General features: G+C 67.9%; 22 protein-coding genes. 12 read left to right on the top strand and 10 right to left on the bottom strand.

Annotation, left to right across the window (positions count from 1 at the left end):
- Positions 1–18: 18 nt before the first annotated feature.
- The 4 genes from C8D03_RS01665 to C8D03_RS01680 all read left to right on the top strand — a co-directional run bounded on the left by C8D03_RS01665 (position 19) and on the right by C8D03_RS01680 (position 5,199).
- A complete protein-coding gene (locus C8D03_RS01665) occupies positions 19–3,588 on the top strand; it encodes a hybrid sensor histidine kinase/response regulator (RefSeq protein ID WP_108044712.1) in 3,570 nt (1,189 codons plus the stop codon).
- Between the two features lie 138 nt (positions 3,589–3,726).
- A complete protein-coding gene (locus C8D03_RS01670) occupies positions 3,727–4,239 on the top strand; it encodes a tyrosine phosphatase family protein (protein WP_108044713.1) in 513 nt (170 codons plus the stop codon).
- Positions 4,240–4,385: 146 nt separating this feature from the next.
- On the top strand, positions 4,386–4,850 hold the full coding sequence (locus C8D03_RS01675; protein ID WP_108044714.1) for an Lrp/AsnC family transcriptional regulator: 465 nt from the start codon (positions 4,386–4,388) through the stop codon (positions 4,848–4,850).
- A gap of 91 nt (positions 4,851–4,941) precedes the next feature.
- Positions 4,942–5,199, top strand: a complete 258-nt coding sequence (locus C8D03_RS01680; protein WP_108044715.1) for an exodeoxyribonuclease VII small subunit — start codon at positions 4,942–4,944, stop codon at positions 5,197–5,199.
- Positions 5,200–5,222: 23 nt separating this feature from the next.
- Here C8D03_RS01680 and C8D03_RS01685 read toward each other — a convergent pair whose 3' ends face one another.
- On the bottom strand, positions 5,223–6,155 hold the full coding sequence (locus tag C8D03_RS01685; protein ID WP_108044716.1) for a LysR family transcriptional regulator: 933 nt from the start codon (positions 6,153–6,155) through the stop codon (positions 5,223–5,225).
- 85 nt (positions 6,156–6,240) lie between these two features.
- On the opposite strand from C8D03_RS01685, the gene C8D03_RS01690 reads away from it, so the two are divergent.
- Both C8D03_RS01690 and C8D03_RS01695 read left to right on the top strand, forming a co-directional pair.
- The gene (locus C8D03_RS01690; protein ID WP_108044717.1) at positions 6,241–6,801 is read left to right on the top strand and encodes an NAD(P)H-dependent oxidoreductase; all 561 of its coding nucleotides are present in this window, start codon (positions 6,241–6,243) and stop codon (positions 6,799–6,801) included.
- Positions 6,802–6,878: 77 nt separating this feature from the next.
- The gene (locus C8D03_RS01695; protein WP_108044718.1) at positions 6,879–7,799 is read left to right on the top strand and encodes a pirin family protein; all 921 of its coding nucleotides are present in this window, start codon (positions 6,879–6,881) and stop codon (positions 7,797–7,799) included.
- On the opposite strand, the gene C8D03_RS01700 is transcribed toward C8D03_RS01695, so the two are convergent.
- Positions 7,777–9,000, bottom strand: a complete 1,224-nt coding sequence (locus C8D03_RS01700) for an MFS transporter (protein ID WP_181300585.1) — start codon at positions 8,998–9,000, stop codon at positions 7,777–7,779. The genes C8D03_RS01695 and C8D03_RS01700 overlap by 23 nt on opposite strands.
- 155 nt (positions 9,001–9,155) lie before the next feature.
- On the opposite strand from C8D03_RS01700, the gene dxs reads away from it, so the two are divergent.
- Both dxs and C8D03_RS01710 read left to right on the top strand, forming a co-directional pair.
- Positions 9,156–11,066, top strand: coding sequence for a 1-deoxy-D-xylulose-5-phosphate synthase (dxs, locus tag C8D03_RS01705; RefSeq protein WP_108051066.1), 1,911 nt, complete (start codon positions 9,156–9,158; stop codon positions 11,064–11,066).
- Positions 11,067–11,081: 15 nt separating this feature from the next.
- The gene (locus C8D03_RS01710; protein ID WP_108044720.1) at positions 11,082–11,816 is read left to right on the top strand and encodes a TlyA family RNA methyltransferase; all 735 of its coding nucleotides are present in this window, start codon (positions 11,082–11,084) and stop codon (positions 11,814–11,816) included.
- 59 nt (positions 11,817–11,875) lie between these two features.
- Here C8D03_RS01710 and C8D03_RS01715 read toward each other — a convergent pair whose 3' ends face one another.
- Positions 11,876–12,379 carry a hypothetical protein gene (locus C8D03_RS01715; RefSeq protein ID WP_108044721.1) on the bottom strand — a complete coding sequence of 168 codons (504 nt, stop codon included), beginning with the start codon at positions 12,377–12,379 and terminating at the stop codon, positions 11,876–11,878.
- Between the two features lie 85 nt (positions 12,380–12,464).
- On the opposite strand from C8D03_RS01715, the gene C8D03_RS01720 reads away from it, so the two are divergent.
- Positions 12,465–13,217 (top strand): SOS response-associated peptidase, encoded by a 753-nt coding sequence (locus C8D03_RS01720; RefSeq protein WP_108044722.1) that lies wholly within the window; start codon positions 12,465–12,467, stop codon positions 13,215–13,217.
- Here the strand turns inward: C8D03_RS01720 and C8D03_RS01725 are convergent.
- The 3 genes from C8D03_RS01725 to C8D03_RS01735 form a co-directional block, all read right to left on the bottom strand.
- A complete protein-coding gene (locus C8D03_RS01725) occupies positions 13,199–14,248 on the bottom strand; it encodes a GSU2403 family nucleotidyltransferase fold protein (RefSeq protein ID WP_108051068.1) in 1,050 nt (349 codons plus the stop codon). The two genes, C8D03_RS01720 and C8D03_RS01725, sit on opposite strands and share 19 nt — an antisense overlap.
- A gap of 105 nt (positions 14,249–14,353) precedes the next feature.
- On the bottom strand, positions 14,354–15,742 hold the full coding sequence (locus C8D03_RS01730; RefSeq protein WP_108044723.1) for an FAD-binding oxidoreductase: 1,389 nt from the start codon (positions 15,740–15,742) through the stop codon (positions 14,354–14,356).
- A 39-nt stretch (positions 15,743–15,781) separates the two neighbouring features.
- Positions 15,782–17,023 carry a class I SAM-dependent RNA methyltransferase gene (locus tag C8D03_RS01735; protein WP_108051071.1) on the bottom strand — a complete coding sequence of 414 codons (1,242 nt, stop codon included), beginning with the start codon at positions 17,021–17,023 and terminating at the stop codon, positions 15,782–15,784.
- 143 nt (positions 17,024–17,166) lie between these two features.
- Here C8D03_RS01735 and C8D03_RS01740 point away from each other — a divergent pair, with 143 nt between their 5' ends.
- Positions 17,167–18,213, top strand: coding sequence for a cysteine synthase A (locus C8D03_RS01740; protein ID WP_108044724.1), 1,047 nt, complete (start codon positions 17,167–17,169; stop codon positions 18,211–18,213).
- 5 nt (positions 18,214–18,218) lie between these two features.
- On the top strand, positions 18,219–18,722 hold the full coding sequence (locus C8D03_RS01745) for an MOSC domain-containing protein (protein ID WP_108044725.1): 504 nt from the start codon (positions 18,219–18,221) through the stop codon (positions 18,720–18,722).
- A gap of 75 nt (positions 18,723–18,797) precedes the next feature.
- On the opposite strand, the gene C8D03_RS26330 is transcribed toward C8D03_RS01745, so the two are convergent.
- Positions 18,798–18,938, bottom strand: a complete 141-nt coding sequence (locus C8D03_RS26330; RefSeq protein ID WP_181300589.1) for a hypothetical protein — start codon at positions 18,936–18,938, stop codon at positions 18,798–18,800.
- 169 nt (positions 18,939–19,107) lie between these two features.
- Positions 19,108–20,328, bottom strand: a complete 1,221-nt coding sequence (locus C8D03_RS01750) for an aminotransferase-like domain-containing protein (protein ID WP_108044726.1) — start codon at positions 20,326–20,328, stop codon at positions 19,108–19,110.
- A gap of 91 nt (positions 20,329–20,419) precedes the next feature.
- Between C8D03_RS01750 and C8D03_RS01755 the strand changes: the two genes are divergently transcribed.
- On the top strand, positions 20,420–20,920 hold the full coding sequence (locus C8D03_RS01755; RefSeq protein WP_108051073.1) for an Lrp/AsnC family transcriptional regulator: 501 nt from the start codon (positions 20,420–20,422) through the stop codon (positions 20,918–20,920).
- 40 nt (positions 20,921–20,960) lie between these two features.
- On the opposite strand, the gene C8D03_RS01760 is transcribed toward C8D03_RS01755, so the two are convergent.
- On the bottom strand, positions 20,961–22,745 hold the full coding sequence (locus tag C8D03_RS01760) for an SLC13 family permease (RefSeq protein WP_108044727.1): 1,785 nt from the start codon (positions 22,743–22,745) through the stop codon (positions 20,961–20,963).
- Between the two features lie 60 nt (positions 22,746–22,805).
- The gene (locus C8D03_RS01765) at positions 22,806–23,795 is read right to left on the bottom strand and encodes a magnesium transporter CorA family protein (protein ID WP_108044728.1); all 990 of its coding nucleotides are present in this window, start codon (positions 23,793–23,795) and stop codon (positions 22,806–22,808) included.
- Positions 23,796–23,878 lie beyond the last annotated feature (83 nt).

Genomic DNA, 23,878 nt, shown 5'->3' on the forward strand with positions numbered 1-23,878 from the left:
CCCGACGATGGAGGCAGAATGATCCCCGCATGGTCCGTCGTCCTGGTGGCGCTGGCCTATCTGTGCGCGCTGTTTGCGATCGCCCACGCCGCCGACACCTCGGGCCGCCGGCTGATCAGCGGCCGGGCGCGGGCGACGATCTATGCGCTGGCACTGGGCGTCTACTGCACCTCCTGGACGTTCTACGGTTCGGTCGGCTTCGCCAGCCGGGCGGGGCTCGACTTCCTCGGCATCTATGTCGGCCCGATCCTCGTCATCGGCTTCGGCCACCGTTTCGTCGGCCGCATCGTCAGCATCGCGAAATCCCAGAACATCACCTCGATCGCCGATTTCGTCGGAGCCCGCTACGGCAAGAGCGAGCGCGTCGCGGCGCTGGTCTGCCTCGTCGCCGTGATCGGCGCCCTGCCCTACATCGCCCTGCAGCTCAAGGCGGTGGCGAGCTCGCTGTCCGTGCTGCTGACGGCGGCCGGGGGGCGTCCCGCGCCGCCCGACGTACCGGTCCTGACCGACCTCGCCTTTCTGGTCGCGCTGGTGCTGGCCGGCTTCGCCTGCGCCTTCGGCACGCGGCATATCGATGCCACCGAGCATCAGGACGGGCTCGTGCTGGCCATCGCGGTCGAGTCGCTGGTGAAGCTGGTGGCTTTCCTCGTGCTCGGCGTCTTCGTCGTCTACGGGCTCTATGACGGCGCGGGCGACCTGCTCGCCCAGGCGTCGAAGCTCCCCGACGGCATGGCGCCGATCTGGGAGCGCACCTCGAGCTGGCCGACCTTCCTGACGCTGACCCTGCTTTCCGCCTGCGCGGCGCTGCTGCTGGCGCGCCAGTTCCACATGACGATCGTCGAGAACCGCGATGCGCGCGACGTCCGCCGCGCGGCCTGGATGTTCCCGATCTACCTCGTCCTGATCAACCTGTTCGTGCTTCCGCTCGCCATGGCCGGCGAATTGATGATGCCGGGCTCAGGCGTCGACCGCGACATGACCGTGCTGCTGCTGCCGCTGCAACGCGACGCCGGGCTGCTCGCCCTGCTGGTCTTCGTCGGGGGCCTGTCGGCAGCGACCGCGATGGTGATCGTCGCCTCGGTCGCTCTGGCGATCATGATCTCCAACCATCTCGTCATGCCGGTCCTGCTGCGCGGACGGCGCGGACTGAGCGATCCCGCGGGCTCCAAGGCCCAACTGGAAGCCCAGGGAGCCGGCAATGGCACGATGGGCGGCGACCTCGGCTCGCAGGTGGTGATCATCCGGCGCGTCGCGATCCTGTGCGTGATCCTGCTCGGCTATGCCTATTACCGCGCGGCCGGCGAAGCGGCGCTGGTCTCGATCGGCCTGCTCTCCTTCGCCGCGACGGCGCAGATCGCGCCGGCCTTCTTCGGCGGGCTGGTCTGGCGCCGCGGCACGGCGCTGGGCGCGGCGGCCGGGCTGATCATCGGCATCGCGACCTGGGCCTATACGCTGCTGATGCCGAGCCTGGCGCATCCGGGCGGCTACTGGAGCGCGATCGTCGCGCTCGGCCCGCTCGGCAAGGCCGCGCTGCGGCCGGAGGCCCTGCTCGGGCTCGACCTGCCAGCCCTGCCCCATGGCGTGCTCTGGAGCCTCGGTCTCAACATCCTGGCCTATATCGGCTTCTCGCTGCTGCGCCCGGCCAATGCGATGGAGCGGCTCCAGGCCAACGCCTTCGTCGAATCGGACAGGGCGACGATGGCGCAGTCGTTCTCGCTCTGGCGCTCCAGCGTCACCGAATCCGAGCTGCAATCGACCATCGGCCGTTATCTCGGCCAGGAGCGGACCCAGCGCGCCTTCGAGGGATTCGCCAGCAGTCGTGGCGAGGAGCCCACCCCCGGCCGTGACGCCGACATCCATCTGCTGCGCTTCGGCGAGCATCTGCTCTCTTCGGCGATCGGCGCCGCCTCCTCGCGCCTCGTGCTGTCGCTGCTGCTACGGCGGCGCAACCTGACGACCGAGGCGGCCTTCAAGCTGCTCGACGACGCTTCGGCAGCGCTGCAATACAACCGCGACATCCTCCAGCACGGGCTCGACCACGCCGGCCAGGGCATCACCGTGCTCGACCGCGACCTCAGGCTGCTCGCCTGGAACCAGGCCTTCATCCAGCTCTACGACCTGCCGGGCTCGATGGTGCGCTTCGGCACCGGACTCGACGAGATCGTGCGCTACAACGCGGCGCGCGGCGCCTATGGCGACGGCCAGCAAGACGAGCTGATGGCCGCGCGGCTGCAGAGCTTCGTGCGAGACCGCGAGCCGGTCAGACTCAAACTCTATCCATCGAAAAAGGTCATCGAGATCCGCACCAACCCGCTGCCCGATGGCGGTTTCGTCACGACCTATACCGACATCACGGAGGCGGTGGAGGCGCAGGAGGAGCTGGAGCGCACCAATGAAAGCCTGGAGCGGCGCGTCGTCGAGCGCACCGAGGAAATCCTGCACGTCAATGCCGAGCTCCAGCGCGCCAAGGGCCAGGCCGAGGAGGCCAACGCCTCGAAGACGCGCTTCCTCGCCGCCGCCAGCCACGACATCCTGCAGCCTCTGAATGCGGCGCGGCTCTATGCGACCTCGCTGGTGGAACGGGACCGCGCGGCCGGCACCCCGGACCTGGCGGAGAACATCGACGCCTCGCTCGATGCAGTCGAGGAAATCCTGACCGCGCTGCTCGAGATTTCGCGCCTCGACGGCGGCGCGCTGAAGCCCGAAATCACCTCCTTCCGCCTGGACGAGCTGATGCGCCAGCTCCAGCGCGAATTCGAGCCGAGCGCCCAGGAGAAGGGTCTCAAGCTGGTCTTCATGCCGACGGGCCTGGCGCTGCGTTCGGACCGCAGGCTGCTGCGCCGGCTGCTGCAGAACCTCGTCTCGAATGCGATCAAATACACGCCGAGCGGCAAGGTGCTGATCGGCGCCCGTCGGCGCGGCGCGCAGATTTCGGTCGAGGTTCTCGATACCGGGCTCGGTATCCCGCAGGGCAAGCAGAAGACCGTGTTCCGCGAGTTCCAGCGGCTCGACCAGGGCGCCAGGGTGGCCCGCGGGCTGGGTCTCGGGCTTTCGATCGTCCAGCGCATCGCGCGCACCCTCGACCACAAGCTGACGCTCGACTCCGTGCCCGGCCGCGGCAGCCGCTTCGCCGTCCTGGTGCCGCGCGCCTCGCCCCTGCCCGAAATGAGCACGAGCGCCGCGCCGCGACAGATCCCGGCCGGGCAGCTCGCCGGGCTCAAGCTGCTCGTCATCGACAACGAGCCGGCGATCCTCGACGGGATGAAGCGGCTGCTCGAAGGCTGGGGCTGCAGCGTCACGACGGCGGCCGGGCTCGACGAGGCGCTGGTGCTGCTGAAGCGGCGCGAGCCCGATGTCGTGATCGCGGACTACCATCTCGACCATGGCAACGGCCTGACCGCGATCAGCACCGTGCGCGAGCGCTCGCGGTCGCCGATGCCGGCGATCCTGCTGACCGCCGACCGCACCCCGAATGTGCGCGAGGCCGCTGCGGCGCTCGACGTCCATCTGCTCAACAAGCCGCTGAAGCCCGGCGCGCTGCGGGCGCTGCTGGCGCAATGGCGGGCGACACGCGTGGCAGCAGAATGAATCCGGCTCGCGGAATCGGCAGCAGGCCGACATAATCGACGGCTACAGCATCGGCTTTTCCCGAAAGCCGCATTGCGCCTTTCGGGCCGACGCTCCAAGTCCGGCTTTCTGCGACGAGCCGCAACAGGACATTTCCCGATGCCGACCCTGCATGTCTCGTCCCTGTCGAAACTCCACGATACCGTGGCCGCGGTGAGCGCCAGCCATCTCGTGACGCTGATCAACGTCAACACCGTGGTCGAGCGGCCCGCCGGCATCAGCGAGAGCAATCATCTCTTCCTCGGCATGTCCGACATCAGTGCCCCGATGGAGGGTCATGTCGTCCCGGAGGAGGAGCATGTCGAACGTTTCCTCGCCTTCGTGCGCAGGTGGGACCGCTCTGCCCCACTCGTGATCCATTGCTGGGCAGGGATCAGCCGCTCGACGGCCGCCGCCTATATCGCCGCCTGTGCGCTGGCCCCTGCTCGGGAGGAGGACGAGATCGCGCGGGAGCTGCGCGGCGCCTCGCCCTCCGCGACGCCCAATGCCCGCCTTGTGGCGATCGCGGACGGGCTGCTGCGCCGCGACGGCCGCATGAGCACGGCCATCGAGCGGATCGGGCGCGGTGCAGACGCCTTCGAGGGCACGCCGTTCTCGCTGCGGCTCGGCTGAATCCGGAAGGCTTTTCGTCAGACAGCTTCGTGCGGGCTGCGACATCATTGCCACCGATATCGGCGCACTCTCCCAAAATCGATGCAGAAAATTGCTTGCGCTGCAGGGAATTTGCGACAATGCATCACGCGGGGGATACCGGAATCATGACCATCGAACTCGACTCACGCGACCGCGCCATCCTGCGCATCCTGCAGGCCGATGGACGCATCACGAACTCCGACCTGGCGGAGAAGGTGCATCTGTCGCCCTCGGCCTGCCTGCGCCGGGTGCGGCAGCTCGAGGAGAGCGGGCTGATCCGTGGCTACGCCATGATCCTCGACGACAAGATCGCGGGCTTTCCGGGCACCGCCTTCGTGTTCGTCACGCTCGACCAGCAGGGCCGTGCCTCGCTGGAAGGCTTCGAGCAGGCCGTGCTGAACCTGCCCGAGATCCTGGAGTGCCATCTGCTCGCCGGGGCGCATGACTATCTGATGCGCGTGATCTACCGCGACAGCGCCGATTTCGAGCGCATCCACACCGACATCATCACGCAGCTTCCGGGCGTCACCCGCGTGCAGTCGACGCTGACGCTGCGCAGCATCAAGAAAAGCTCGGCGCTGCCGGTCTGACGATCGTCAGGAGCGTGGGCGACGTCGGCGCGACGGGGTTGCAGGGGGCGCCGCTCCGGCGGATAAGCATCCCGCAAACGGGAATCATGCTGTGAGCGAAGCCACGACCAATGACGACGTCGCTGCCCTGCCCTTCGAGGCGGCGCTGAAGCAGCTCGAGGACATCGTCGCCCGGCTGGAGCGGGGCGACGTGCCGCTCGAGGAATCAATCGCGATCTACACCCGCGGCGAGACGCTGAAGGCGCGTTGCGACGCGCTGCTGAAGCAGGCGGAAGCGCGCATCGAGAAGATTACGCTCAGTGCCGACGGCAAGCCGACGGGAACCGCCCCACTCGACGTCGACAAGTAAGCGTCGACAAGTAAGACCTGTCGTCAGAGGCGCTCCGCGGTCCCCCCCGCCCATGGCACGAGGCGGCCGATCAGCCCCTCGACCAGTGCCGCGACATGGCGGACGCCGGCATCATTGGCCCGGCGCCTGTGCCAGGCGAGATGGAGCGGGAAGCCCTCGACCGGGATCGGCGGCGCCAGCGCGATCAGCTCTGCCCGCGCCGATTCGGGCAGGCAGCGGCTCGGCAGCAGCGCAATCAGGTCGGAGCCGACCAGCAGCGGCGGCACCATCATGAAGCTCGGCACGACGATGCCGAGCTGGCGGGCGCGCCCGATCCGCGCCAGCGCCTCGTCGAGCGCGCCCCTGGTCTCGCCACGGCCCGACACGAGCACATGCCGAAAGGCGAGCCAGGCATCGAGGTCGAAGCCGGCGCTGGCGGGATGGTTCTTGCGCATCGCAGCGAGATAGGTTTCGCGGAGAAGCTCCTTGCGCGTGAAATCGGCGTCCATAGCCGGGAAGACGGAGACAGCGAGGTCGATCGTGCTGCGCCCGAGCCCGTCGAGCGCCGCCGCGGCGCCATGCCAGGGCATGATCGCGAGCGTGATGCCGGGCGCCGAGCGTGCCAGCTCCGCCTGCAGCGCGGGCGCGATCACGACGGCCGGATGATCGGCCATGACGAGGCGGACGGTCTGGCGCAGCGTCGACAGTTCGGTCTCGCGCGGTTCGAGCAGAGCCGCCATGCCGGCGAGCACGTCCTTGACCGGCTGGGCCAGCGCCTGCGCCTTCGGTGTGAGGCCCATGCCGCCGGCACCGCGCTCCAGCAGCCGGTCCCCGAAAAGCTGGCGGCAGCGCTCCAGCGCGCTCGACGCCGCCGGCTGCGACAGGCCGAGGCGCTGCGCCGCGCGCGAGACATGGGCCTCGTCGAGCAGGGCGTCCAGCACCACCAGGAGGTTGAGATCGACGGCGCGCAAATTCATGAAACGGATAGTACGATATATCGATCATCCATTGGAATGATTTTATTGGAGCCGGCATCCTCCCATCACCGCAAAGGAGGTTGCCATGACGAAGACCCTGATCCTGCTGTTCCACCCCCATTTCGAGCGTTCGCGTGCCAACAAGGCGCTGTGCGAGGGCGCCAGGAACCTGCCCGAGACCGAGATCGTCGACATGCAGGCGCTTTATCCCGATGGTCAGATCGATGCCGACGCCGAGGTCGCGAGGCTGCTCGCGGCGGACTCCATCGTCCTGCAGTTTCCGGTGCAGTGGTATTCGACACCGCCGCTGCTCAAGGCCTGGCAAGACGTGGTCCTGACGCGGATGTTCTACATCGCTTATGAATCCGAGGGCGCGAAGCTCGCCGGCAAGCCTTTGCTCATCGCCGCGACCGCCGGCAATGTCCGACCCGCCTATGCGGCAGAAGGCATCAACCTGTTCCCGCTGCGCGACTTGCTGAAGCCGCTCCAGGCGACGGCCAACCGCTGCGCCCTGAACTGGCACGAGCCCTTCCTGATCTACAACGCCCACAAGGCCGATGACGAGGCGCTGCAGGCGGCAAGCGAGCACTTTGCCGTAAGACTGAGCCGCCTGGCGGCCCCGGCGCCGGCCACCGTCCTGGCCTGAGAGGGGCCGCCTGCAGCAAGGCCCTTGCCGCAGGCGCACGATCCCGGCAGGCTTCAGCCAGCAGAGGAGCCCCCGCCATGTCGCAACTGCCCGCCGAAGATCCCGTCCCGGGCGACGCCCGTTCCTGCGAGGCGATCGAACAGGTGATCGTGCCGCGCGCCCATGATCTCGGCGGCTTCTCCGTCCGGCGCGCCCTGCCCTCTATCGGGCGCAAGATGGTCGGCCCCTTCATCTTCTTCGACCAGATGGGGCCGGCCGAGTTCCATCTTGGCGAGGGCCTCGATGTCCGCCCTCACCCGCATATCGGGCTCTCGACCGTGACCTATCTGTTCGATGGCGAGATCATGCATCGCGATTCGCTCGGAACCGAGTTGGCAATCCGGCCGGGTGCGGTCAATCTGATGACGGCGGGACGCGGCATCGTCCATTCCGAGCGCACCGGGCTGGAGGAGCGCCAGAAACCGCCGAAGCTGTTCGGCATTCAGGCCTGGCTCGCCCTGCCGAAATCGCATGAGGAGACCGCGCCGCAATTCGTCCACCATGCCGCACCCGAACTGCCGAGGATCGTGGAAGGCGGGAAGCGCATCAGCCTGATCATGGGCTCGGCCTATGGCCAGACCTCGCCGGTCCAATTTCCGTGGGACGCGCTTTATGCCGAAGCCGTGCTCTCGCCTGGCGCGATCCTGCCGCTCGACCCCGATTACGACGAGCGCGCGATCTATATCGTCTCGGGCAGGATCGACATCGCGGGCGACGAGTTCGGCGCCGGCCAGTTGCTGATCTTCAAGCCGGGCGACCGCATCTCGATCCTCGGCATCGACCAGAGCCGGCTGATGATCGTCGGCGGCGAGCCAATGGACGGGCCGCGCCATATCTGGTGGAATTTCGTCTCCTCCTCGAAGGAACGCATCGACCAGGCCAAGGCGGAGTGGAAGGCCGGCCGCTTCGACACCGTGCCGGGCGACGACGCCGAGTTCATCCCGTTGCCCGAAGGCTGAGCACCCCCTCCGGCATCTCCCTCAGCCCCGGCATCTTCGACGCCAGGATCGCCAGCGTCGACAGGCCGAACAGCGCGACCGGCAGCCAGATCGCAGTGGCGAGCCCGAACCACTCGCCTACCAGACCGCCGGCGAGCGCGCCGATCGGGCGCATGCCGTACATCGCCGTGGTCAGCGTCGCGCTGACCCGGCCAAGCAGCGGCTGCGGCGTCACGGCCTGGCGCAGGCTGGTCTGGGTGATGAACCAGAGGATCGGGCCAAAGCCGAACAGGAAGAAGGTCAGCGCCAGCGCATGCCAGCCGAGCGCGACCGGCGCCAGCGCCAGCAGAGTGGCCCCGACGAGGGACGAGGCAGGCCCGAAGACCAGCAGCAGCCCCGTTGGCAGCCGAGCGATCAGCGTGGCCCCGCCAAGCGCGCCTGCGATCAGCCCCGCGCCATAGACCGAGGAGGCGAGCCCGATCGCCTCCGGCGCGAGCAGCAGGACGCGGGCGGCATAAGGCGCGGCCAACGCCGTGAAGGCGAAGAAGGCAAGGTTCCAGGCGATGGCGCAAAGCGCGATCGGCCTGAGATAGGGATGGCGGGCGACGAACAGTCCTCCCTCCGCGATGGCACGGTGCAGCGGCAGGCGCGGTTGCACTGCGGGCCGTTCTCCCGGAAGCCGCGTCGCCGCCGCCAGCACCAGCGCGCCGGCCAGGGCACAGACCAGCAGGCCGAACCAGCCTGATCCGCGCGCGACGGCCCAGCCTGCGATCAGCGGCGCGGCGAGACTGAAGCAGGCGCGGCCGAGTTCGAGCCGGCCGTTGGCGCGCGGCAGGGCCGCGACCGCGACCGCGCGCGGCATCAGCACGAAGATCGACAGTGCGATCACGACCGGCCCCATCGCCGCGACGAAGGCCGAGCCGGCGAGCATCCAGCCCGGCTCGCCCGTCGCCAGCAGACCCGCGCCCGCCAGCGCACCGACGACCATCAGAACGCCGCCGATGCGGATCAGGCCGCGCGGCGCGACCCGGTCGGCGAAGACACCGGCGGGAAGCGAAACCAGCAGCCAGGCGGCCGATTGCGCCGCGACCAACAGCCCGACGAGGCGCGGGCTCGCGCCGGCCTGCGTCGCGGCGAGCGTCATCGTGTCGAGCGCCAGCCTGTCGGCGAACTGGGCCATGATCCCGGCGAGCAGCAAGGCCGGCAGAAAGGGAGAAGCCATCATGCGGGTCCGTGAAAGGGCGTGTCCGGCGGGCTTCGCATCCCGCCGGCCGGGCTCCCACCCGAATCCTGCGCATCCGCTCCATCACCGACGCGTTTGCCAGCGTCCGCCGCAGGCTCTATTCCAAACCTTCCTTCAACAGCCAGTGCCGTTTCGTGCCACGCCCCCAGACGCCTCTCCTCGATACCATCCATGATCCTGCCGATCTGCGGCGGCTCGACGACGCGCGACTGCGCCAGGTCGCCGACGAATTGCGGCTCGAGACCATCGACGCGGTCTCGGTCACAGGCGGGCATCTCGGCGCAGGGCTCGGCGTCGTCGAGCTGACGGTCGCTTTGCACCATGTCTTCGAGACCCCGCGCGACCGGCTGATCTGGGACGTCGGCCACCAGGCCTATCCCCACAAAATCCTGACCGGGCGGCGCGAGCGCATCCGCACGCTGCGCCAGCCCGGCGGCCTCTCCGGCTTCACCCGCCGCACTGAGAGCGAATACGATCCGTTCGGTGCCGCGCATTCCTCGACCTCGATCTCGGCCGGGCTCGGCATGGCCGTCGCGCGCGACCTCTCCAGCGGCAGCAACAACGTCATCGCCGTGATCGGCGACGGGGCGATGTCGGCGGGCATGGCCTATGAGGCGATGAACAATGCGGGTGCGCTCGGCTCTCGCCTCGTCGTCATCCTCAACGACAACGACATGTCGATCGCGCCGCCGGTCGGTGCCATGTCGGCCTATCTGGCCAGGCTCGTCTCGGGGCGGACCTATCGCTCGATCCGCGAGATCGCCAAGCACATGGCCGAGCGGCTGCCGCGCTTCTTCCAGGACAAGGCCAAGCGGACGGAGGAGTTCGCGCGCGGCTTCTTCACCGGCGGCACGCTGTTCGAGGAACTCGGCTTCTACTATGTCGGCCCGATCGACGGTCACAATCTCGACCATCTGCTGCCGGTGCTGCGCAATGTCCGCGATTCCGGCACCGGCCCGGTTCTCGTCCATGTCGTGACGCAGAAGGGCAAGGGCTATGCCCCGGCCGAGGCCAGCGCCGACAAATATCACGGCGTCGTCCGCTTCGACCCCGTCACCGGGCAGCAGGCCAAGGCTCCGGCCAATGCGCCGAGCTATACGGCGGTCTTCGGGAACGCGCTGATCAAGGCGGCGCGCGAGGACGACAAGATCGTCGCCGTCACGGCCGCGATGCCGTCCGGCACCGGCATCGACGCCTTCGGCAAGGAGTTTCCGGGCCGCACCTTCGATGTCGGCATCGCCGAGCAGCATGCAGTGACCTTCGCCGCCGGCATGGCGACCGAGGGCTACAAGCCGTTCTGCGCGATCTACTCGACCTTCCTGCAGCGCGCCTACGACCAGGTCGTGCATGACGTCGCGATCCAGAAGCTGCCGGTGCGCTTCGCGCTCGACCGGGCCGGGCTGGTCGGCGCCGACGGGGCGACCCATGCGGGCGCCTTCGACATCGCCTATCTCGCCTGCCTGCCCGACATGGTGGTGATGGCGGCGGCCGACGAGGCCGAACTGACCCATATGGTCGCGACCGCGGCAGCGTTCAACGAGGGGCCTATCGCCTTCCGCTATCCGCGCGGCGAGGGCGTGGGGGTCGATATTCCCGATCTCGGCGTGCCGCTGGAGATCGGCCGCGGCCGCATCGTCCGCGAAGGCGCGCGCGTAGCGTTGCTCTCGCTCGGGACGCGGCTGGCGGAATGCCTGACGGCGGCCGAGCTGCTCGGCCAGCGCGGGCTGTCGACCACCGTCGCGGATGCGCGCTTCGCCAAGCCGCTCGACGAGGCGCTGATCCTGCGGCTGGCGCGCGAGCACGAGATCCTGGTCACGGTGGAGGAAGGCTCGGTCGGCGGCTTCGGCAGCCATGTGCTGCACCTGCTCGCCCGCAGCAGCCTGCTCGATGGCGGCCTGAAGGTGCGGACGCTGACGCTGCCGGACATTTTCCAGGACCACGACAAGCCCGAGGTGATGTATGCGCGGGCCGGGCTCGACGCGGCCGGCATCGTGCGCACGGTCGAGGGCGCGCTCGGGGTCCCAACCGCGATCAAGCGGGCCTGAGCCGGCCCGCCCGCCATGAAGAGCCGGGCCGACCAGTTGCTCGTCGAGCGGGGGCTGTGCGAGAGCCGCGCCCGCGCCCAGGCTGCGATCGCCGCCGGTCTCGTCACGGTCGATGGCCGCCCCGTCCGCAAGGCCTCGGAGATGCTGACGAAGACTGCCGTGCTGACGGCGCAGGCGCCGCATCCCTACGTTTCGCGCGGGGGTCTGAAGCTCGCGGAAGCGCTCGACGTCTTCGGCTTCGATCCCGCAGGCCGGACCTGCCTCGATGTCGGCGCCTCGACGGGCGGCTTCACCGACCTGCTGCTCAGGCGCGGCGCCCGCCAGGTGATCGCGGTGGATGTCGGGTGCGACCAGCTCCATGCCTCGCTGCGGCGCGATCCGCGCGTGCTCGGGCTCGAGGCGCAGGACATCCGGACGCTCGCGCCGGGAGAACTGCCGGAGCAGCCTTCGCTGGCGGCGATCGATGTCAGCTTCATCTCGCTGCGGCTGGTGCTGCCGGCGGTGGTCGCGCTGATGGCGCCGGCCGCGCAGATCGCAGCGCTGATCAAGCCCCAGTTCGAGGCGGGGCGCGCCGCGCTAAAAAAGGGCATCGTCCGCGACGAAGCGGTGCATGACAGCGTCTGCGCCGAGATCGCGGCGCTGATGGCGGGGCTCGGCTTCACCGTGGCGGGACCGGTCCCCTCCCCGATCGAGGGCGGCGACGGCAACCGCGAATTCCTGATCGGCGGGCAGCGCGGAGCAACGCTGTAAGCCATTCAGATCGCGGCGGTTTTTCGCAAAAACCGCATTCCGCTTTTTGGGTCGGCGTTTTACCGCGCGAGCAGCGCGTCGATCTCGGCCTGGAGGACGCGGCTCTCGACATTGCCGATCTCGACCGTGCCGTTGGCGTTGATGAACTGCGCCGCCCGGCTGATCTGCCGCCGCAAGGCGTCGCTGGCGACCTCGACGATGGTCGCGGGTTCAAGTCCGACGCGACGCTCCGCGAGAAGCGCCGTTGCCGTCTCGACGAGCCGGGACATTGCCCGGCACAAATCCTCGAATCCCGCCCGGCAGGCCGGGGCCAGCCGGTCATAGGCAGCAAGGGCCGAGGGCGTGCAGCGCAGGGGAGAGCCCTCGAAATGCTCGCGATAGGTGACGCTGCGCCAGGCTCTCAGGTCGTCGACGACGCCATCATCATCCGCAGCCAGCTCGATCAGCATCAAGGCTTCGCTGTAGCGGTTGAGGAAGTCGGTCGAGAGGCGCGGCACCTTGGACGTATCCGCCCTGGCGTCTCCCTCATCAACCAGCGCCTTGATCGCGGAGACAGTCATCATGAGCCCCAAACTGGCGCGACTATGCTTCGAAAAACCCAAATAAAGTGTTGATCCGAAAGGGACTCATCGCCACATCTGCGAGATCATGTGTGGTCGCTACGCCATTACCCTGCCGCCGGAAGCGATGCGGACGATGTTCGGTTATCGCGAGCAGCCGAATTTCCCGCCGCGCTACAACATCGCGCCGACCCAGCCGGTGCCGGTGGTGCGGCTGCATGAGGGCGTGCCGCAGTTCATGCTGATGCGGTGGGGCTTCATCCCCGGCTGGGTCAAGGACCTCCGTGATTTCCCGCTCGTCATCAATATCCGCGGCGAAAGCGCGGCGACGAAGCCCTCCTTCCGGGCTGCGCTCATCCGGCGCCGCTGCCTGATGCCCGCCGACGGGTTCTACGAGTGGCACCGTCTCGGCCAGGGCCGACAGGCCGAAAGCCGGGCCTATCTGTTCCGCCGGCCCGATCGCGGGCTCTTCGCCTTTGCCGCGCTGTGGGAGACCTGGCACTCGCAGGACGGTTCGGAGATCGACACGGTCGCGCTGGTCAATGGGCCAGCCAACGGCATGATGGCGGCGATCCACGACCGTTGCCCCGTTGTCGTCGAGCCCCGGGACTTCGGCGCCTGGCTCGATCCCGCAGCGGAAGCCCGCGACATCGCGGCCCTGCTGCGGCCACCGCCGGACGAAATGCTGGAGATAGTCAGGATCGGCAACGCGGTGAACAAGGTCGCCCATGACGGGCCGGAGGTGCAGGAGCCGTTCGATTCGTCGACGGCGCCCGCTGCGCCTGCTCCGGCCCGAGCACGGAAAACCGCCCGGGACAGCGGTCAGGGCGATCTGTTCTGAGGTGGCTCGGCGCGCGCTTCGAAAAGCGGGCGGGCAGCATCGAGAATCGCACGCGGCAGCGCAGCCAGCTCCTTCGATGCCAGCGTCAGATGTGTCAGGTGCCGTGCGACGAGTTGCCCGACCCCCTCCGCCTGGGCGCGGTCGCGCTCGCGCTTCAAGGGATCACGGCTCGGCTGACCCGAGAGCCAAAGCTTGTGAGCACAAAAGACACGAGGATCGACCGCCACGATTCGGAGCGGCACACCGCGCTCATCGATGGCAACGGCCTCAAAGGGTGGTGCGTTCTCCAGCCATTCGAGTCCCGCGATCGCAACCGCGGTCAAATCCTCCGCTACGCCGACCAGGCTGTCGCGCACCTGTTTCCAGGGCGGCGTCGCTGCCGGCATGATGAGATCGACGAGAAAGCCTTCGTTGTTGACGGCGCGAAACGTCTCCCGGCCTCGCTCGAAGGTGCCATCGATCCGCCGCAGAAGCCCCATCAGCCCCGCCTCGCCGAGATCGCGGCTGGCCACGAAACGCAATTCCCGCCGCGAGTCGAACAGTAGGTCGATGTCTTCCGTCGTGGTGATATCGGGATCGACGAAGACGCCGGACGCAGCCTCATAAGCATAGAGAGCATTGGTGCCGACGATCCGCAGCCCTTTGCCCAGGACACCGATGTCATCCAGCGCCCGGATGATGCGCGCGCTCGTCAGCGGCACTCGCCCCAAGCCGAGCGCGCGGTTGAGCGCCGCCTGCCGGTCCAGCATTGCCTGCGCTGTCTTCAGGCGCCGGCGCGCAGCCGAGCGAGCCGAATCGAAATCCAGCTTGATCCGCTCCGTCTCCGGCGAGCGGGCACCAAGCGATCGCTGGCTGCGCCGGCCGGTTCCCTCGGGATAGCTGCTGTGAAGCAGGTAGTCAGTCCCTTTGGTGGCAGACCAGACCATCGAACCACGATAGCCGCGAAGACGAAGCTTCGCCTCACGGAACGCTGCATAGCGCTGACGGGTATTGATCGTTTCCCGACGTTGGTCGTTGTCGAGCAAGCGCATCGCGAGTTCCAACAATCGGGGAGCGATTTCGTCCCAGTTGTTGGAACTCTAGCACATCTTCAGGTTCCAACAAATGCAGCCGTTTCCGGTCACAACTGTTGGAACTCACATCTGCAGGACGGCGCCGGGGTTCAGGATGCCCTGCGGGTCGAGGGTCGTCTTCAGCGACTTCATCAGGGCGAGCTCGACCGGGTCCTTGACGCCGGGCAAGAGGTCGCGCTTGAGCCGGCCGATGCCGTGCTCGGCCGAAATCGAGCCTTGCATCTCGCTGACGATGGCATGGACCGCCTCGTTCATCGCACTCCAGCCCCCGATGAAGGCGGCCTTGTCGCCGCCGACCGGCTGGCTGACGTTGAAGTGGATGTTGCCATCGCCCATGTGGCCGAAGGGCAGCGGCCGGCAGCCGGGCACCAGCGCCATGACGGCCTCCGACGCCCGGGCGATGAAGGCCGGCACGGCATGCAGCGGCACCGAGACGTCGTGCTTGATCGAACCGCCCTCATAGGTCTGCACCTCGGAGAGCATCTCGCGCAGCTTCCAGAAATCGGCACGCTGGGTCAGCGAGCCGGCGAGCGCCGCATCGGTCACGAGGCCCTGCTCCATCGCCTCGCCGAGGAAGGCCTCAACCGCCTCGTCGAGCCCGGTCGCGGACTGGGCAGAAACCTCCATCAGCACATACCAGGGCGACGGGCCGGACAGCGGGTCGCGCGCGCCCGAGGCATGCCGCAGGACGAAATCGAGCCCGAGGCGCGATATCAGCTCGAAGGTGGTGAGCGTGCCGCCGGCGCCGGCCTTGGCGGTGTTGAGCAGCGCCAGTGCCTCTTCCGGGCCAGGCACCGCGAGGAAGGCGGTGGCGCGGGCGGCCGGCTGCGGAAAGAGCTTCAGCACGGCGGCGGTGATGATGCCGAGCGTGCCTTCGGCGCCAATGAAGAGGTTCTTCAGGTCGTAGCCGGTGTTGTCCTTGCGAAGCTGGCGCAAGCCGTTCCAGATGCGCCCGTCGGCCAACACGACCTCGAGCCCCATGCAGAGTTCGCGGGCATTGCCATAAGCGAGGACGGCGGTGCCGCCGGCGTTGGTCGAGAGATTGCCGCCGATGGTGCAGGAGCCTTCGGAGGCCAGCGAGAGCGGAAACAGCCGCCCGGCTGCCTCGGCCGCGGCCTGCGCCTTCTGCAGCGTCAGCCCGGCCTCGACCGTCATCGTGTCGCTCTGCGCATCGATGGCGCGGACCTTGTCCATGCGCTGGAGCGAGAGGATGATCTCGCGCCCTTCCGCAATCGGGATCTGCCCGCCGACGAGGCCGGTATTGCCCCCTTGCGGCACCAGCTTCGTGCCGGTCCTGGCCGCGAGCTTGACCAGTTCGGCGACCTCCTGCGTCGAGCCCGGCCTGACGATCGCCTGCGCCTTGCCGCGGAACAGGTCCCGCCACTCCTTAAGGTAGGGCACCATCGCGTCGGCATCGGTGACGACGTTCTTCGCGCCGACGATTGCCGCCATGTCGTCCAGGATGGATGCGCTCAAGGATGCCTCCGGATCTTACTTCTTCTTCGCCCGGCGGAAGACACCGACGAGCTCGATATGAGCGGAATAGCGGAACTGGTCGACGGGCGTGACACCCTCCAGCGCATAACCGCCCGCGATCAAGATCGCGGCGTCGCGGGCAAAGCTGCCGACGTCGCAGGAGACATAGACGACCGTACCGGTCTTCGCGCTGGCCAGCCGCCTCGCCTGCGCCTCGGCACCGGCGCGCGGCGGATCGAGCACGACGGCGTCGAAAGCGTTCAGCTCATGCTCCAGCAGCGGCCGCCGGAACAGGTCGCGAATCTCGCTCGTGATCGGCTTCAGGCCTTGCGTGGCGCCGGCCGCGCGCGTCAGCGCCAGCACCGCGGCCTTGTCGCTCTCGACCGCATGGACCTGGGTGCGCTCGGCCAGCCGGAAGGCAAAGGGGCCGCAGCCGGCGAAGAGATCGGCGACACGCTTGGCCTTGGCCGGCAGGCCCGCCAGCACCAATGCGGCGATCGCCTCCTCGCCCGCGGTCGTCGCCTGCAGGAAGCCGCCGGGAGCGGGCGCGACCATCGCCTTGCCCATGCGCTGCTGCGGCGGACGGCGCTCGACGACGATCTCGCCATGCATGGAAAGACGCGCCAGATCGAGCCGCTCGGCCGCTTCGGTCAGGGAGAGCCTGAGCTTGTCGCCAGCCGGGCCATGGCCGCGGATGTCGATGTCGAGCCCGGCTTCGGACGCCGTGATCTGGATGTCGAGCGGCTTGTTCGAGCCGCCGAGCCGGTTGGCGACGAGTTGGGCCGCGTCCGGTGCGCGCGCAAGACCCGGCGCGAGAACCGGGCAAGCCGAAACGGCGATCAGGTCATGGCTGCGAGCGGCCATGAAGCCGACGAGCATGCCTAAGCCTTCCCGCCGGGCATGGAAGGTGACGCGGCGGCGCCCGGCACCATGGCCATCGACGATCTCGGCGACGGCTGCCTCGACGCCGGCACGCGACAGCGCCGTCTCGACCTGCCGGCGCTTCCATTCGCGGTAGAGGCCCGGCGCCATGTGCTGGGCAGCGCAGCCGCCGCAGCGGGTGAAGAGCGGGCAGATCGCCGCGATGCGCGAATCGGCCGTCGCGATGATCTCGACGAGTTGCGCGCGCTCGCCGTCGCGCACCGCCCGCACGGTCTCGCCCGGCAAGGCATAGGGCACGAAGACATCCCCGGCCGGCGTTTCCGCGATACCGTCGCCGCGTTGGCCCAACCGGACCACCGAAAGAATTTCATTCATGGCGAGCGTCATCGTGGTCGAATTGTCTCCCGTCGGGGTCTTCGCCAGCCGCATTCTTCCGACCTCGCGCCGGATGGCGACTTGCTGATGACCCGCTTTCGCGTTTCGCCTATCAGGTTGCAGGCAAACAGGGAAATCTCGGCATGACCACCCGCGACGGCGTCATCGAAGCCATCGGCAATACGCCGCTGATCAAATTGAAGCGCGCCTCGCAGGCGACCGGCTGCACCATCCTCGGCAAGGCCGAGTTCATGAACCCCGGCCAATCCGTCAAGGACCGCGCCGCGCTCGCGATCATCCGCGATGCGGAGCGGCGCGGCCAGCTTCGGCCGGGCGGCGTCATCGTCGAGGGCACGGCCGGTAATACCGGCATCGGCATCACGCTCGTCGGCAATGCGCTGGGCTACCGCTCGGTGATCGTGATCCCGGAGACGCAGAGCCAGGAAAAGAAGGACATGCTGCGGCTGGCCGGCGCGACGCTGGTCGAAGTCCCGGCCGTCGGCTACGTCAACCCGAACAATTATGTGAAGGTTTCAGGGCGCCTCGCCGAGGAACTGGCGAGGACCGAGCCGAACGGCGCGATCTGGGCCAACCAGTTCGACAACACCGCCAACCGGCAGGGCCATATCGAGACGACCGGCCCCGAGATCTGGGCGCAGACGGATGGCAAGGTCGACGGCTTCATCTGCGCGGTCGGCACCGGCGGGACGCTGGCTGGCACCGGCATCGCGCTGAAGCGCTTCAACCCCAAGATCACCATCGGCCTCGCCGACCCGATGGGGGCTGCGCTGCACTCGTTCTACACGACCGGCACCCTGAAAGCGGAGGGCTCCTCGATCACCGAGGGGATCGGCCAGGGCCGCATCACCGCCAATCTCGTCGATGCGCCGATCGACGTGTCCTTCCAGATCCCCGACGAGGAGGCGGTGCCGCTCGTCTTCGACCTGCTGGAGCATGAGGGGCTGTGCCTCGGCGGCTCGTCCGGCATCAATGTCGCGGGCGCGATCCGGCTGGCGAGGCAGATGGGCCCCGGCCACACCATTGTGACGATCCTCTGCGACTACGGCACGCGCTACCAGTCGAAGCTGTTCAACCCGGAGTTCCTGCGCTCGAAGGGCTTGCCCGTGCCAGGTTGGCTCGAGCGCGACGGCGCGGCGCTGAGAGAGACGGTGGCGCGGGTGATGGGCTGACGCCCATGCCGCTCGACCCCGCCTCGCCGCTGGCGCGTCTGCTCGATGCACCGATGCGACCGGGGCGCGTGGTCTGGATCGGCTTGCGCCCGGCGCGCCGGGAGCCGATGCAGTCGAAGGAGATGGCAACGCTCGATCCCGCCAAGGGGCTGATCGGCGACCATTACAGCAGCCGCACCGGCGGCGCCCGGCATGTCACCCTGATTCAGGCCGAGCATCTCGTCGCTATCGCCGCCCATCTCGGGCTCGAGACCGTCGCGCCCGGGCAGCTTCGCCGGAACATCGTCGTCTCGGGGCTCAATCTGCTGGCGCTCAAGGGGCGGTACCTCCACCTCGGCGACGCGCTGCTGGAGGTGACAGGAGAGTGCCATCCCTGCTCGCGGATGGAAGAAATCCTTGGCAGCGGCGGCTACAACGCCGTGCGCGGCCATGGCGGGATCACGGCGCGGGTGGTCGCGGGCGGGGTGGTGCGGATCGAGGACGAGGTGGCGCGGGCGGAGCGCGCGTGACGGGCTCGGGCGCGATCGTCCAAACGGATCGGGCGCGGAGGGCCAAAACACAGCCCTCCGCCAAGGCATTCTCGGTCAGTTGGGCGGGCTCCAGAAGCCGGCCTGGTAATCGCGATCCGAGACCTTGTCGGCGTCGTCCTGCTCGATCGTCTCGGGTTTTTCCGGGTGGTCGCACTCGTCATCGAGCACGCAATCCACGTCACGCCGTTCCAGCATCGTCGCTCCTTTCGCAGGTTGGGAGGGTTCGCGGTGGCCGGTCCCAGATAGGGCGGAATGCTGCAGCGCACAAGGCACGTCATCGTGACGGGTGCGGGAGCGAAGAGGTGCAAGCTGCTTTGGACGGGTGAAACGGGTGGACAATGGGTCGGCAGGGCAGCCGACCCCGTCAGCGCCTTGGGGCCTGCATCGTCGTCAACGCCTCGGCGAGACGCCTGACGCCTTCCGCCAGGCGCTCGGGCTCGTTGAGGGTGAAGTTGATCCGGATCGCGCGCCGGTTCAGGCCCGAGGCATCAAACACGCTCGAGGGCGTGACGCAGACGCCCGCCGCCATGGCATGGGGCAGCAGCAGGTCGGTGTTGAGCGCAGGATCGCGCCCCACAGCCCAGACAAACATGCCGCCGACCGGGACTTCCCAGTCGAGCCAATCGCCGAGATGCTCGCGCATCGCGGCACAGAGTGCGTCGCGGCGCCGGCGATAGAGATCGAGCACCTGCGGCTGGATTCGCTCGATCAGCCCCGCTTCCAGCGCAGCGAGCGCAATCCGCTGTGTCACGCCGCTGGTGCACATGTCGGAGCCCTGCTTCGCCATGGTCAGCGCCTCGATCATCTCGGGCGCGGCGATGACCCAGCCGATTCTGAGACCGGGCGCGATCTCCTTCGACAGCGTGCCCATATAGACGACCGGCCCTGCATAGGCCTCCCCTGGGCGAGCGCGGGCCGAAAGTTCGATCATCCGCGGCAGCCGCTCGCCGTCATAATGCAGCGTGCCGTAGGGATCGTCCTCGACCAGCCAGGTCCCAGTCGCATGGGCGGCATCGACCAGTGCCTGCCGGGTTTCGACGCCGACCATCTTTCCGGTCGGGTTCGAGAAGTTCGGCACCGTATAGGCGAATTGCGCCCCCTGGATTGCAGCAACCGCATCGAAGGCCGGATCGTCGATCACCAGATTCCTGAATGTCGGGGAGCGCGGGCGCCAGGCGTCGAGCGCACCGAGATAGGTCGGGAACTGGCCAGCGATCACCCCACCCTCGTCCAGCAGGAGCTTGCCGATCAGGTCGAGCCCCTGCATGCCGCCGGAGGTCACGAAGACATTGGCGCGCGTCAGCGCCAGGGCCGGCGAACTGAACCGCTTTGCGAGCGCGTCGCGAAGATCAGGCAGGCCTTCGATCGGCCCATAGCCCAGAACCTCGTGAGCATGCGTCTCGACCACCTCCCGCGCGATCGACGCGATCTCGGCGATCGGGAAGGTCTCCGGGGCCGGCAATCCCCCTGCCATGTTGATCAGCCCGGGAATGCGGCCGGCAGACAGGAAGGTGCGGGTGATGTCGTTCGTCGTGGCCAGCCATCTTGCAAATGGCGGGCGTTGCACCGTCGCGGCTGCTGTCATCTGGTTTGCTCCCGGCAGAACAGCACTGTATCACCGCCATCGATAGCGATTGCGTGCGAATTTCCGGGGAACAGGCCTATTGGAGAGCGATATGCGCCAGCGAAAAGCCAGTAGGCGACAAGACTCGCTACGCCAGCGCTTCGATGCGATCGACCGGCGCATCCTCATCCATTTGATCGATGACGGCCGGATGCCGAACCTGGACGTGGCCGAGAAGGTCGGGCTGTCGCCGACGCCGTGCAGCCGCCGCATCCGGCAGCTCGAGGAGGCCGGCGTCATCGAGGGCTATTCGGCCAGGATCAACCCGGCCGCGCTTGGCCTGAATCTCTGCGTGATGGTCTCGGTCAAGCTGGCCAGGCACGGCCCCGACGGCCATGAGCAGTTCCTGCAGGCGATCCGGGATCGGCCGGAAATCACCGAATGCCTGCTGGTGGCCGGTGCCAGCGACTATCTGCTGCGGGTCTGGGTCGAGGATATCGACGCGCTGCGGGAGTTCATCACCAACGCGCTCCAGGGCATTCCGGCCGTGGCCGAGACATCGACGATGCTCGTGCTCGACCAGACGTCCTATCCGCTCGCCGGCCTGCGCTGACATCGCTCGCGATCGGCCGAGCGCTCCACACGACGAGGCCCTACCCCGCCCGCAGCGGCCAGACGATCAGGATCATCGGCACTGCCACGGCCAGAACGATCAGGGACAAAGGCGCGCCCAACCGGGGGTAATCGCTGAATTTGTAGCCGCCCGGGCCCATCACCAGCGTGTTGCACTGGTGGCCGATCGGGGTAAGGAAGTCGCAAGCCGCGCCGATCGCCACCGCCATCAGGAAGGCGTCGGGATTGTAGCCGAGCTTGGCGGCGAAGCCCGCGCCGATCGGCGCCATCACCAGTACCGTCGCGGCGTTGTTGAGGAAGGGCGTCACCGCCATCGCCGCCGCGAGAATGAGCGCGACCGAAGCCCATCCCGGCAGGCCGGAGCCGACCTGCGCCAGCCAACCGGCAAAGACATCGGTCGCCCCCGTCGAGCGCAGCGTGTCGCTGACCGGGATCAGCGCCGCGAGCATCAGCAGGATCGGTGCGTCGATGCTGGAATAGGCTTCGCGCAGAGGCAGGCAGCGCAGCGCGATCAGCAGAACAGCCGCGGAAAAGAAGATCAGCGGCACGGGGGCGAGGCCCGCCGCCAGCGCGATGACGGCGGCGAGCACGATCGAGACCGTCATCACGGCCTTGCGCGTCGAGCCCAGCGACACGACGCGGTCGGCGAGCGGCAAAAGGCCGAGCTCCATCAGCTTCTCGGGCAAGAGCTTCTCGTCGCCCTGGATGACGACGATGTCGCCGGCGCGCAGGCGGATGTCGCGCAGGCGCTGCGAGAAGCGCTCACCGGCGCGGCTGATAGCGATCATGTTGACGCCGAAGCGGGCATGCAGGCCGATATCGCCGGCCGATTGCCCGATCAGCACGGAATCGGGGCCGATAATGGCCTCGCTGACCTGATCGGGGTCGAGCGCATCGCCTTTCTGCGTCGGCCTGTTCTTGCCGTCGAGATCGAGCCCGCCCTCGGCCACCACGCGTTCGAGGACGGCGGCGTCGCCACGCAGCAGCAGCGTGTCGCCGGCCTTCAGGCTGGCATCGGGCAGCGGCGCCTGGAAGCGGCGCTCGTCGCGCAGCATCGCCACGATCTGGAGATCGCCGCCGCCGAGCGCCTTGAGGTCGGCGACCTGCTTGCCGGCGAGGACGGATTTGTCGCCGATCCGCGCCTCCGTGACATAGTCCTTGATATCGATTGCCTGATCGAGCGAGACGGCGCCGCGCCGGTCCTTCGGCAGCAGACGATAGCCGACGGCGAGGAAGGCGCAGCCGGCGAGCGCGACGATGATGCCGACGGGCGTGAAGTCGAACATCGAGAAGGGCTCACCGCCAAGTTCCGCCCTGACGCGGGCGACAATGACGTTGGGCGAGGTGCCGACCAGCGTGACGATGCCGCCGAGCAGCGAGGCGAAGGCCATCGGCATCAGGAAAACGGAGGGCGAGCGTCCGCCCTTGCGGGCGAGCTGATAGGCGATCGGCAGCATCATCGCGAGCGCGCCGATGTTCTTGATGATGGCCGACATCACCGCGACGACGACGACCAGCAGCACGATTTGCGCCTGCGTCGAGGCGAGATTGGGCGCGAGCCGCGCCAGCAGCCGCTCGATCACCCGCGAGCGTGCCACCGCCGCGCTGAGCACGAGCGCGCTGCCGACGATGATGACGATGTCGTCGGAGAAGCCGGCAAAGGCCTCCTTCGCCGGCACGATGCCGACCGCGACGCCGGCGAGCAGCGCCAGCATCGCGACGATATCGTAGCGCAGGCGGCCCCAGAGAAAGGCCGCCATCATCACCACGACGAGCGAGACGGAGAGAAGCTGGGGGGTGGTCATCGACAGGCGCTCATCTCGTTCCCGCGTCGCGGGGTGCCGCGCCGATCTCGCATCAAAAGGTCAGAGCCATTTCTTCCAGCGGAAGAGCATGTAGGGCAGCACGGCGAACAGGATCATCAGCCCGATCGCCATGGGATACCCCCACTGCCACTCCAACTCCGGCATCGTCTTGAAGTTCATGCCGTAGATCGAGGCGATCAGGGTCGGCGGCATCAGCGCGACGGAGACGACCGAGAACAGCTTGATGATCTTGTTCTGCTCGATCGAGACGAGGCCCAGCGTCGCATCGAGCATGAACTGCAGCTTGTTCGACAGGAAGGTCGCATGCTCCTCGATCGCCTGCACGTCGCGGACCGCGGCGCGCCATTCGGCCGAGAAGCCGGTCTGCGCCTTCTTGGGGCGCGTGTAGTTGGCCGAGAGGAAAAGCAGCACGCGCTCGACCGAGACCATGCTTTCGCGGACATTCGAGATGATGTGCTCGTACTGGCCGATCTTCTGGATCACCGCCTGATAGGCGCTGCCCTGCTCGACATCCTGGCCGCGGCCGGCGAAAATGCGGCGCGAGGCGGCATCGACCTGGTCGCCGACGCCGCGCAGCACCTCGGCGGCGCGGTCGACAATGGCTTCAATCAGACCGTCCAGCACGGCTTCCGGCTGGGTGCCGCAGCCGCCGGGTTTGGTGGCGCGGTTGAGGAAGATGCTGAAGGCGCCGGGCTCGTCATAGCGCACCGTCACCAGCGCCTTCTCGGTCAGGATGAAGGTCACGTCCGCGAGCTTGGGCACGATGGTCTCGGACTGGCAGATGATGCGCGCGGTCATGTAATGCGCACCGTTCTCGGTATAGATGATCTCGGAAGGTTCGAGATCATGCATCTCCTCGCGCGTCGGGATCGAGATGCCGAGATGCTTCTCGACCCGCGCATCCTCCGCCGCCGTCGGATTCAGCAGATCGATCCAGATCGAATCCGGCGGAAAGGCCTCCTCGGCGGCGATCGCGCGATGCAGGAGCTTGTCGCGCGAGTTGGGGCAGATGCCGTGGATCAGAAGCATGGCGGGGCCTTCAACAGTCGTGGGCACGGTTCGACATGGCGGCAGGAACGCCGAACCCGCCGCCATGTCAAACTCATCCGATC

Source organism: Bosea sp. 124, assembly GCF_003046175.1.
Taxonomy (GTDB): domain Bacteria; phylum Pseudomonadota; class Alphaproteobacteria; order Rhizobiales; family Beijerinckiaceae; genus Allobosea.